This is a genomic window from Paenibacillus sp. OSY-SE, assembly GCF_000283315.1.
GTDB classification, from domain to species: Bacteria; Bacillota; Bacilli; order Paenibacillales; family Paenibacillaceae; genus Paenibacillus_B; species Paenibacillus_B profundus.
Window position 1 is genome coordinate 36,668 of record NZ_ALKF01000195.1, and the last position, 11,810, is coordinate 48,477.

General features: G+C 47.8%; 9 protein-coding genes. All 9 read left to right on the forward strand.

Translation table 11 applies throughout. The features are described from left to right. Window positions 1-43 precede the first annotated feature (43 nt). Complete coding sequence (locus A372_RS0122305; RefSeq protein WP_019423126.1) at window positions 44-478, forward strand: GNAT family N-acetyltransferase; 435 nt, start codon at window positions 44-46, stop codon at window positions 476-478. A 181-nt stretch (window positions 479-659) separates the two neighbouring features. Then, window positions 660-1,559 (forward strand): phosphogluconate dehydrogenase (NAD(+)-dependent, decarboxylating), encoded by a 900-nt coding sequence (gnd, locus tag A372_RS0122310; RefSeq protein ID WP_019423127.1) that lies wholly within the window; start codon window positions 660-662, stop codon window positions 1,557-1,559. A 109-nt stretch (window positions 1,560-1,668) separates the two neighbouring features. Beyond that, window positions 1,669-2,346 (forward strand): GntR family transcriptional regulator, encoded by a 678-nt coding sequence (locus tag A372_RS0122315; RefSeq protein WP_019423128.1) that lies wholly within the window; start codon window positions 1,669-1,671, stop codon window positions 2,344-2,346. 116 nt (window positions 2,347-2,462) lie between these two features. Then, on the forward strand, window positions 2,463-3,824 hold the full coding sequence (locus A372_RS0122320) for a GntT/GntP/DsdX family permease (RefSeq protein ID WP_019423129.1): 1,362 nt from the start codon (window positions 2,463-2,465) through the stop codon (window positions 3,822-3,824). Window positions 3,825-3,872: 48 nt separating this feature from the next. Next, a complete protein-coding gene (gene gntK, locus A372_RS0122325; protein ID WP_026011229.1) occupies window positions 3,873-5,420 on the forward strand; it encodes a gluconokinase in 1,548 nt (515 codons plus the stop codon). Window positions 5,421-5,615: 195 nt separating this feature from the next. Next, the gene (locus A372_RS37575) at window positions 5,616-5,759 is read left to right on the forward strand and encodes a hypothetical protein (RefSeq protein WP_019423131.1); all 144 of its coding nucleotides are present in this window, start codon (window positions 5,616-5,618) and stop codon (window positions 5,757-5,759) included. Between the two features lie 35 nt (window positions 5,760-5,794). Beyond that, window positions 5,795-6,286: a hypothetical protein gene (locus tag A372_RS0122335; protein WP_019423132.1), complete on the forward strand. Its 492-nt coding sequence runs from the start codon at window positions 5,795-5,797 to the stop codon at window positions 6,284-6,286. A 433-nt stretch (window positions 6,287-6,719) separates the two neighbouring features. Next, window positions 6,720-8,441 carry a fatty acyl-AMP ligase gene (locus tag A372_RS0122340; protein WP_019423133.1) on the forward strand — a complete coding sequence of 574 codons (1,722 nt, stop codon included), beginning with the start codon at window positions 6,720-6,722 and terminating at the stop codon, window positions 8,439-8,441. Continuing rightward, window positions 8,442-11,810: a type I polyketide synthase gene (locus tag A372_RS0122345; RefSeq protein ID WP_019423134.1), complete on the forward strand. Its 3,369-nt coding sequence runs from the start codon at window positions 8,442-8,444 to the stop codon at window positions 11,808-11,810.

An 11,810-nucleotide genomic window follows, 5' to 3' on the forward strand; every position in this document is an offset into this window, starting at 1 on the left:
TAATAATTATAATACAAGTTTAAATGGAGAAGGTGCCGAAGGAATGAATAAAAACAATGTGCGATTGGAAATGACAAGTGATGAGGAAGAGTTGGAGCAAGTAAGGAATCATTTATACTCGTATAATATGAAGAGTGTGGATGCGGATTTCGAGCCAATTAATTTGGTTCTGAAAGCACAAAACAATGAGATTGTCGGCGGTTTGCTAAGCTATAGATACGGACAAAGTATCTTTATCGAGATTTTATGTGTTGATGAAAGATTGCGCGGCAGCGGACTCGGAACGAATCTGCTGAAAAAAATAGAAGAGATAGCCGCACAACGTGCAGTAGACACGATACATTTGGATACGTTTGGTTTTCAAGCGCCGGGTTTCTATCTGAGAAACGGATATGAGCAGTTTGGGGAACTTAAAGATGTGCCCGTAAAAAACCAAAACAGATACTTTCTGAAAAAGCAAATGAATAAATGCAGATAAAGCGCCGGGGCAGGCAATGAGCTTGTCTTCATTGTCTTCCCCTCATATATGACAAGAACAAAATGACATAAAATAGCGCTTTCAAATTTCTTCTTTACAGATGCGAGGGAAAGAAGTAATATAAAAACAACAAAGTTGTATACAAGTATACTTGTAGTCTTTTAAGAGGAGTGAAGACAGCATGAAGTTAGGCATGATTGGTCTTGGCAAGATGGGATATAATCTGGTTGAAAATATGCTTCGTCATCAGCACGAGGTAGTCGTATATGATGTGAATACAGAGCCAAGGCAGCAATTGGCAGGGCAGGGGGCAGTACCTGCGGGTTCTATCGAGGATCTGGTTTCGAACTTGGCATCCCCTAAAGTAGTCTGGATGATGGTGCCTGCAGGCGAGATCGTGGATGGTGTAATCGACACGCTCATTCCGCTCCTGTCGCAAGGGGATATCGTTATTGACGGGGGCAATTCTCATTATAAACAATCGTTGGCGCGGGGCGAGAAGCTGCACGCACATGGGATTCATTTCTTCGATGTCGGGACATCGGGCGGAACCGAGGGCGCGGCACAGGGCGGCTGCTTTATGATTGGCGGGAATCAGGAAGCTTTTGCATCGATTGAGCCTTTGTTCCGAGATATCGCCGTAAAACAAGGATATTTGTACGCCGGTAAGAGCGGCAGCGGTCATTTTCTGAAAATGATTCACAATGGCATTGAGTATGGCATGATGCAGTCGATCGCTGAAGGGTTTGAACTGCTGGACAAGAGCGATTTTGATTATAACTATGAAGATGTGGCGCGTGTATGGTCGAATGGTTCCGTTATTCGCAGCTGGTTAATGGAGCTGACACAAAATGCATTCTCGAAAGATCCGAAGCTAGAAGGGATTTGCGGTGTCATGCAGAGCTCCGGCGAAGGGAAATGGACCGTGGAGACGGCCCTGGATTTGCAAGCGAGCGCACCGGTCATCGCGATGTCCTTGTTCATGAGATATCGTTCACTTGAAGCCGATACGTTCCATGGCAAGATCGTCGCTGCGCTGCGGAATGAATTTGGCGGTCATGGGGTAGTTAAGAACATCTGAGGGCGCAACAACTCCTCATCCTGATGGAATCGTCAAGAGAATGTGATAGAATGAGTCTAAATGTCACCTTAACGGGCGAACTACCATTCATTAGGAGAGTTGAACCTTTATGCATTATCCATCCGCATGGCTGCAGGGAATTTCCCTTGGGGAATCGATTGCTTGTGAATTACGATTGCAAATTATAAATGGAACGATCAAACCGGGTGAGGTCATCTCTGAAAATCGAGCGGCCGCCGACTTCGGCACGAGCAGATCTCCGGTAAGGGAAGCGTTGAAAACGCTATCGAACGAAGGTCTGATCCGGTTAGAACGGATGGGAGCGGTAGTCTTGGGTTTGAGCTCAAAGGATATCGAGGAATTGTATGATGTCCGCTTTCTCATCGAAAGCTTTGTTCAGCAGCGTCTGGCCCATGGCAACCAAGAAAAGTTAATTGTAAAATGCAATCAAATTATCGATAAAATGGAATTAGCGGTCAAATATAACGATGTTGTCGATTTCGCCTATCAGGATTTTTCCTTTCATGAAGCGATTGTGGCAGCGGCGGAACATAAAAGAATTTTTCATCTATGGACAAGCATCCGCCACATCGTAATGACGGTCATGTTGATTACAACCGAAGAGGTATTTTCCAAGGGAGAGCAGAAGCTCAGCTCTGTCATTAATAAGCATCGTACGATTGTGAAAGGGCTGGAGTCCAAGAACGCCGACACGATACAGAACGTAGTTCGGGAATATTTTGCGGATTCGCGCCAGACACTGCATACGAGCTTGCCTCAATTTTAAGGGGAAGGAGAAGAGTATTTTCTTTTCGCTTAAAGTTGTCGACAAGTATACAATATGTGGAATGGAAAAACTAAGGGGAATTATAAAAGAGTCAGAATCGCAGGGAGGATTTATATATGAGCAGTATTTTTGGTCTCAGTCACAATGTAACGTTGCTCATTTGGACATTGATTGCAATTGTATTTCTGGTTGTGTTTATTGCTAAATATAAATGGAATCCTTTTGTCACACTGCTCCTCTCAGCTTTGATGCTGGGATTGCTTGCAGGGATGAAGCCGCTTGATGTGGTGAGCTCGATTACAGGCGGTCTAGGCGGTACACTCGGGACAATCGCGATCGTCATCGCTCTCGGAACGATGCTTGGCAAGATGATGGCAGAATCCGGAGGCGCGGAGCAAATCGCTTCTACCTTGGTAGATAAGTTCGGAGAGAAGCGAGTTCATTGGGCGATGATGATCGTTGGCTTTATCGTAGGGATTCCGGTGTTCTTCGAAGTGGGTCTTATCCTCTTGATTCCAATTGTGTTCACTGTGGCACGTAAAACAAAAATGCCGCTCTTGCAAATTGGGATTCCTATTTTAGCTGGACTTTCGACGGTGCATGGACTTGTCCCGCCGCATCCGGCACCGATGATTGCGATTGATGCCTATCAGGCGGATCTCGGGAAAACGATTCTGTATTCTCTTTTGATTGGCTTGCCAACCGCAATTATTGCCGGTCCTTTATTCGGCAAGTTCATTGGTAAGCGCATTCAGGTGGAACCACCGGCCAAATTGGCTGAACAATTTGCGCTGCAGAGCGATCGTAAGCTTCCGGGCTTTGGCATCACCTTGTTTACGATTTTGCTGCCGGTCATCTTAATGCTAGTTGGTTCGGTGGCAGATATCGCGGATCCAGAAGCAACTAGCAGCATCACTGTATTTTGCGAATTTATCGGGCACGAAATTATAGCGCTGTTGATTGCGGTTGTATTCTCGTTCTTCTCACTCGGTTTTGCGAGAGGATTTACGAAAGAAGAAGTATCCCGCTTTACAAGTGAGTGCTTAGCGCCCACTGCCACGATTATTCTCATCATTGGCGGGGGCGGAGCCTTCAAGCAAGTGTTGATTAATAGCGGTGTAGGGGGAGCGATTGCCGAAATTGCGACACAAGCCAATGTGAATATTATTTTGTTCGCCTGGTTTGTAGCTGCATTGATTCGGGTCGCCACTGGATCTGCAACCGTGGCCATGACGACAGCCGCAGGAATTGTGGCACCTGTCCTTGCGATGAATCCTGGTGCGAATGTAGAGCTTGTCGTGTTAGCGACAGGTGCAGGCTCGATTGTGCTGTCCCATGTCAATGATGCTGGCTTCTGGATGGTGAAGGAGTTCTTCAATATGTCCGTGCCTCAGACATTGAAATCATGGACGGTGATGGAGACGCTGCTATCAGTTGTAGGATTGATTTTTATACTTCTCCTCAGTACAGTAGTGTAAGTGAATCAGGATTATGGCAAGCAGGATTTCGAGAAAGAAGGTTTACCAATGAGCATGAAAAAGTACATGATCGGTATCGATATCGGAACAACGAGCACCAAGGCTGTTCTGTTCGAAGAGAACGGACAGGTCGTAGCCAAGGGGAGCGAGGGGTATCCTTTATATACGCCTAATTCGACGATTGCGGAGCAGGATCCGGAGCATATCTTCCAAGCGGTCATCCAAGCGGTCAAGCAAGTGATGGCGCACAGCGAAGTTCGGCGTGAGGACATCCTGTTCGTCGCATTCAGTTCGGCGATGCACAGCGTCATTGCTATTAATGCCGCAGGCAAGCCGCTTACGCCATGTATGACGTGGGCGGATAACCGCAGCAGCGAATATGCCGCGCGGTTGAAGCGGGACATGAACGGTCATGAGCTGTACTTGCGGACAGGGACGCCGATTCATCCGATGTCCCCGATTACGAAATTGATGTGGATGCGCGATGAGGAGCCTGAGATTTTTCAAAAGACTAATAAATTCATCTCGGTTAAAGAGTATGTGTTCGCCAAGCTCTTCAACGAGTACGTGGTGGATTACTCGATCGCTTCAGCGACCGGCATGTTGAATTTAAGGGATCTGGATTGGGATGAAGAGGCGCTGCGAATTGCCGGGATTACCCGTAATCAGCTGTCTAAGCTCGTCCCGACGACGCATCAGGTACAGGGGTTGGATGCGTCATATGCAGAAGAGATGGGCTTGGCGGTGTCCACGCCGTTCATAGTGGGAGCGAGTGACGGCGTCCTCTCCAATTTGGGAGTGAATGCGATCGAACCCGGCGTGGTCGCGGCTACCATTGGCACGAGCGGAGCGGTTCGCACGGTCGTGGATCGTCCGGTCACGGACCCGAAAGGAAGAATTTTTTGTTACGCCTTGACCGATAAGCATTGGGTGATCGGTGGTCCCGTCAACAACGGGGGCATGCTGTTCCGTTGGGTGCGGGATGAGTTCGCGGCCGCGGAAGTGGAAACAGCCAAGCGTCTTGGGGTGGACTCCTATGATTTGTTGACGAAAATTGCAGAGCAGGTAAGACCGGGCGCAGATGGATTGCTCTTTCACCCGTATTTGACCGGCGAACGCGCGCCGCTGTGGAATGCGGATGCGCGCGGTTCCTTCTTCGGACTGACGATGCACCATCGGAAAGAGCATATGATTCGCGCCGTGCTGGAAGGAGTCATTTTTAACCTGTACACGGTGCTGTTGGCAATGGAAGAGCAGATCGGACGGCCGCGCAAAATTCACGCCACAGGCGGCTTCGCCCGCTCGGCATTATGGCGCCAAATGATGGCGGATATTTTCGACCAGGAAGTCGTTGTACCTGAAAGCTACGAAAGCTCCTGTCTGGGCGCTGTCGTGCTCGGCCTATACGCGATTGGCCGCAGTGATTCGCTGCATATCGTGTCCGATATGGTGGGGGCGATTCACGAGCATAAGCCGATCAAGGAAAACGCAGAATTGTACCACGAGCTTCTGCCCATCTATATTTCGATCTCGCGCAAGCTGGAAGAGGAGTATGAGGCGATCGCGCAATTCCAACGGAAGCTGTTTGAAGAGTAACCTATATTTAAGGGAAGACCCTGAATGACGAATTTGTCGTGATTCAGGGTCTTATTTCTTTCTTCATCCTTTCGAGTTGTTAAGATAGTTGTTGAAAGAGGAGAATTCCACAATTTCACGAATACATAAAATGACATATGTTGTTCGAGCCGATCGAGTGCTGCATATCCAAATTGTTTATAGGGAGAGTTAGGTATGGAATTTCATGAACTGCAAGGTGAACGCATCAAGCTGATTCCGCTCGAATTCGATCATATCCCGAATTTGTACGAATACTCTAAGCATCCTGAAATATGGACGCACTATCCGGCGAAAATTCGGACCTTGGAAGACATTTGAACGCCGGTCACGCCACCTGACTGCGAGCTAATGTATTGGGGGGGAATATAATTATAAATAGAGAACAAGTCACTTCATTTCTACATCATCTTCATACAAAGGAGTTTCTGTTTGCAGACGAATTCCGCATTCAAGCATACATCGACCCGGCGAGCGAAGTTTCATCTTATTTTATATCGTTGAACAGGGGATATGTTAACACCATTATAGAAGGCTTTATATTACTTCTAGAAAGACTTGAGTATATAGAAGAAGAGTGGGAATGGGATAAGACTCTTGTGGAACATAACAGAATCAATGTCCTTTATAAGGCAGTATATTATGTGATGAAAAACGGACTTTTCGAAGAAATAAGCGGAACAACCGCTGTAAAAAAGATGAATGAAATGAATGCAGATATTGAGCTCGAGCATGAAATTGCTAATGATTCCAACAATGTTGTTATTTTTGATGACTGGAATTTGTTTCAACTATTAGGGCATAACGAGGAAATTGTTTATCTTTATATATGGTACACGACGGCCTGAACAACTTTCACCGCCCTAGACCCACCGGACTCCTCCATTTCTCTAACGAAATGGGGGAGTTCTTTATCATTATGCGTAATGGAATAGCTCCCCGAAGTTTAATAATGTTAAATATAATTGCAGCGCTAATGGCTTAAGGCTTAAACTTTGCCAAACTATCAATATACATTGACATAAAAAGACAATGGTAGTATATTGCAACAAACTAACATCTGCACATGAAATATGTGAAATTGAGGAAGGTAAGGAGCGCTCGAACATGATCAGTAAAAAATATGGTGTCAATAATTAGTGTCAATAATTATTAAATATTAGAATTATATGAATAATATTGTATTTGGTAGATTATTTGATATACTATTAGCAATTCAATAACTCTGCTTCTTAAGTATCTGCATTTGGCAATAGCCAAAACTAGGTAGGAGGAATAAGAGTGTATCGAAATTTGCTGGAAGTGTTGGAAAAAATGGCTCATCAGCACCCGGATAGAAAAGCGTTTGTTTATTTAAAAGACGGGGAAGTGGAGAGCGACAGCTGCACATATCGCGAATTGTGCCGCCAATCCCAAAAACTTGCCGCCTATTTTCAGCTTCTGAATTTGGAAGGCGAGAGAATCATGATTCTGCTGCCCAGCGGGATTGATTACATCATTGCTTTTTTCGGATGCATGTATGCAAAATCACTTCCGGTGCCGGTCTACCCTCCTAGTAAATCACGAAATGCGGAGCGGATCGCATCGATCTATAACGATGCCAAGCCAGCTCTGGTAATTGTGCAATCCCTCCAAGATTCCGAAAAACTTCCTGAGATGATGCGCAACGTCCACTCGATCAAGCTTGAAGAGATATTACAGAGCGACTATGAATATATGCCGCAGGTCGACACGATTCTCTCTGATCAAATTGCTTTTCTCCAATATACGTCCGGATCGACCAGTGCCCCAAAAGGGGTAATGGTGAGTCACCTCAACTTACTTCACAATTTCGAGATGATGAAACAACGGTTTCAACACTCGGATCACACCGTTATGGCAACTTGGCTGCCAATCTATCATGATATGGGTCTTATTGGAGTTGTTTTGCAAAATATATACAATGGCGGATGCTGTTATATTATGTCGCCTTTGGATTTTGTGCAAAAACCGATCCGTTGGCTGCGGACGATCAGCAAATATGGAGTCACTTTCAGTGGCGGCCCGGACTTCGCTTATCGGCTGTGCGTCCAAAAAATATCGGATGAAGATAAAAGCGATTTAAATTTGAGCCATTGGGTGAACGCCTTTAATGGGGCTGAACCAGTGCGAGCGGACACAATCCGGGAGTTTTGCAATGCTTTTCGGGAATGCGGTTTTCGTGAAGAGGCTATGCTGCCCAGCTACGGCTTGGCTGAAGGAACACTGTGCGTAACGGTTGGGGAAAGAGAAGCTGCTCCCAAGTTTTTGCATATTGATGAAAAGGGGCTACAAAGCAACGATATTGTCATTGAGGATTGTTCGCCCAATACATCGCGTGCACAAGTCGGCTGCGGGCAAATTTTATCGTATCAGCAAATTATAATCGTAGACCCGCTCACAATGATCGAATGTGCGGCAGGGAAAGCGGGCGAGATTTGGATTAAAGGCGATAGTGCCGCCAAAGGGTATTGGGGGGCTCCAGAAGGCAGTAAAGAAACGTTTGCCGCTTGCCTGTCAGATACGGGAGAAGGCCCTTTTTTGCGGACAGGCGATCTTGGCTTTATCTGCGATGGAGAGTTGTACATTACCGGGCGGTTGAAAGATTTGATCATTATTCGCGGGCAAAATTATTACCCCCATGATATCGAGGAAATTGCCGCAAGTTGTCATTCGGAAATCAATGTCGCCAGTACGGCTGCTTTCTCAATTGACGTACAAGGCAATGAGGAACTTGTCGTGCTGTGCGAAATGAATAGGGAGTTCAAACATATCGTTCAACGGCAACAGCTCGACATGGAAATGTGTCTGAAAGAGATAACCCGTCATATTAAAGCAGAAATTATCGAAAAATTCCAGCTTCATACCTACGATATCAAAATTGTTAAACCTCTAAATATTCCGAAAACATCCAGCAACAAGATTCAACGCCGCAAATGCAAAGACATGTATCTGAACGGAAGTTTAATCGTGTGGGGTGATTGAATGAGCGGGGAACAGAGCAGCCGTTACAACGACATTTGCAGGTGGTTCGTACAGAAAATCAGTGCTGTGAAGCAGCTTTCGCCAAGTGAAATAGAAGCGTCGGTTCCGTTTTCATATTACGGACTCGATTCCAAGGAATTGGTGTCTTTGTCTGGAGAATTGGAGAGCTTTGTCAGTCATGCTGTCGATCCGACCTTGTTCTGGGACTATCCATCCATTCATTCCGTGGCCCAATATTATTCTTCCCGCGGTGAAGACAAACGTGGCTATATCCGGTCTGGAGGTTCTGTGCAGGAGCATGCGGATGGTGTTGCGGTAATCGGAATGGGATGCCGGTTCCCAAAAGCAAAAAACATCACCGAATATTGGCGCAATTTGCACAGCGGATTGGACTGCATTTCGGAAATACCAGCAGAGCGCTCGGTCCATTTTGCACAGGACGGAATGCGCTACGCCGGTCTTGTGGACGACATCGATCGGTTTGACAATGAGGCTTTTTACATATCTCCGCGTGAAGCGGAGCAGATGGACCCCCAGCAGCGGATGCTGCTGGAAGTGGTATGGGAAGCGATTGAGGATGCGGGACTGACGAACGAACGTTTAAGCGGCTCGAGGACAGGGGTTTTTGCGGGAATTTCCAGCAACGATTACGGCTACAGCAAGCTATCGGATTTCGGGCAGAGCAGTATTTACAGAGTAACGGGAAATTCCAAATGCATTGCTGCCAACAGAATTTCTTACATATGGAACTTGCGTGGTCCCAGCCTGGCTGTGGATACAGCGTGTTCTTCTTCGCTGGTCGCCATTCATCTGGCTTGCCAAAGCCTAAGAACGGGTGAATCCGACATGGCCATCGCCAGCGGAGTGAATGTGATATTAAACCCAGGAATAAGCAAGGCCTTCTTCGAGGCGGGTATGCTCTCGGCAGACGGCAGATGCAAAACGTTTGATTCCCGGGCGGACGGCTACGTTCGCGGGGAAGGAGCGGGTGCCGTCATATTGAAGCCGCTGTCCGACGCTCTTCGTGACCAAGATAAGATATACGCCGTTATACGGGGCAGCGCTATCAATCAGGATGGTTTGAGCAATGGATTGACCGCTCCCAATTTACAGGCTCAGGAAGAGGTGCTGAAGGAGGCATACCGTATTGCCGGTGTTCACGCGGAACATATAGACTACATCGAGGCGCACGGGACGGGCACCGCTTTGGGAGATCCGATTGAAGTCCAGGCTATAGGGCGGGTGCTGTCAACCAATCGTTCCATGCTGGATAAGTGTTATATCGGTTCCGTAAAGACCAATTTTGGACATTTGGAGGCAGCGGCTGGAATTGCTGGATTTATAAAAACAGTGCTTTGCTTAAAAAACAGGGAGTGGGTGCCCAATTTGCATTTTGAGCAAATCAACCCATATATCCCGTTCCAAGACCTGCCGCTTCAAGTGGTGAGGCAGTCAACGACACGGCCGGCAGGCGGCAGACCCGCTTTGGCCGGAGTAAGCTCCTTTGGCTTCGGAGGAACGAATGCCCATGTCGTACTTCAACAATATGTCCCTGTAGGGACGGTTCCACAGAAGAGGGAAGACCCGAAGCTGTATTTCTTGCCTCTGTCAGCCAACACCGAGAGTGCTTTGGCCCGATTGGCAGCCGACACGAAGCAATATTTGCATGAACATCCCGATATGCCGCTGACCGATATTTGCTATACAGCTCAACGAAGAAGGACGCATCGTGCATGGCGCGGGGCCGCTATCGGCAGCAATCGTACGGAGCTCATCGGGGAGTTGGAACGACTCGACGCACGCTGCGGAACCATCGATGTGTCCAAAATGGTGTTCGTCTTCTCGGGTCAAGGCAACCAATGGCCAGGCATGGGGCGATATTTCCTTGAACATGAAGGCGAGTTTAAACGCGTGTTTTTAGAATGCGATGCGTTATGGGACAACTATGCGGGATGGTCTCTCTGGGACGAGATTCACCGTGACCAAGTTGATGACTGGTCTGATCGTACCGATGCGGCGCAGCCGCTGGTCTTCGCCGTTCAGGTATCCCTAGCAGCCTTATGGAAAAGCTGGGGGGTTGAGCCGAAGGCCGTGATCGGACACAGCTTGGGTGAGATTGCCGCGCATTATACGGCAGGCGTGCTCAGCTTGGAAGACGCGCTGCTGATTGTATATTGGCGCAGTAAGCTTATGCAGACGACCCAAGGACAGGGAGCCATGGCACTCGTCCGTATTCCGCTTGCTGATATTGAACAGCGGCTGGCGGACAACAGCTATTCGAGCCTGTGTATAGCTGCCGTTAATGGACCAGCGTCTATCGTGCTCTCCGGAGACAAATATGAAGTGGAACGCTTTATTCAGAATCTGCCCGATACAGTCAAAACCTACCCGCTTTCAAGCTCGTTCGCTTTTCACAGCAGACAAATGGAGCCTTTATGCGATCGGTTCCATTCCGAAGTCAAATCAATTCGACATCGATTGGCACATCTGCGTATTTATTCGACGGTGACAGGCCAGGTAGAGAACGGTCTGCGAATTCATGCGGATCATTGGTTGGACAATATGCGTAAGCCTGTTTTGTTTGCGGATGCGCTGGTCAAGGCGAAGCAGGACGGGTACGAAGCATTTGTGGAGGTTGGACCGCATCCAGTGCTAATTCAAAATGTAGAGGAATGCTTTGAGGATTGCAGGACGAAGCTCGCGCTGTTCTCCATGCGCAAGGGTGACGGCGGGGAGTCCATGCTGCAGGCCGCTGTCAAGCTGTATCAGCACGGTGTGGAGTTGAAATGGGGGAACATGGGACCTAAAGGTGAGTGCGTCTCCATTCCGACCTATCCCTGGGAGAAAAAAAGATTCTGGATCGACGATTCGGATGCGCCTCTTCAGGGGACGATTGCAGCGCCTCCCGTTACGGAAGATAGCCTGACCGGCCACCATGCCGCACTGTCCGTACAGTCAATCATTCAGGTTGCTCACGAGCGCGAACAGGCTCTGCCGCTGTTGGAACAGCATTTACAGACCCTCTTTGCAAGCATATTGAAGATAACTCCGGCTGCGGACTTATCCATGGACCAACCCTTGGTCATGCTTGGTATGGATTCCATTATGGCCTTGCAGCTTAAGCACAAAATCGAGCAGGAGTTCCAAGTATCTTTGCCGCTCGTTCATTTTCTGGAAGGAACAACAACGCGGCAGGCTGCGCTAAAAATGAATGAGATTTTGCAGGATACCCGATGTCAGGATGCTGGGGAACATTCGCAGATAGACGATTTACTAGCATCGGATGATATGGAGCGCGATGTGAGCGAGCTGTCCGACGAAGACATGGATCGATTATTGCTGCTTTTAACGCAAAAAGGATCTGAATGA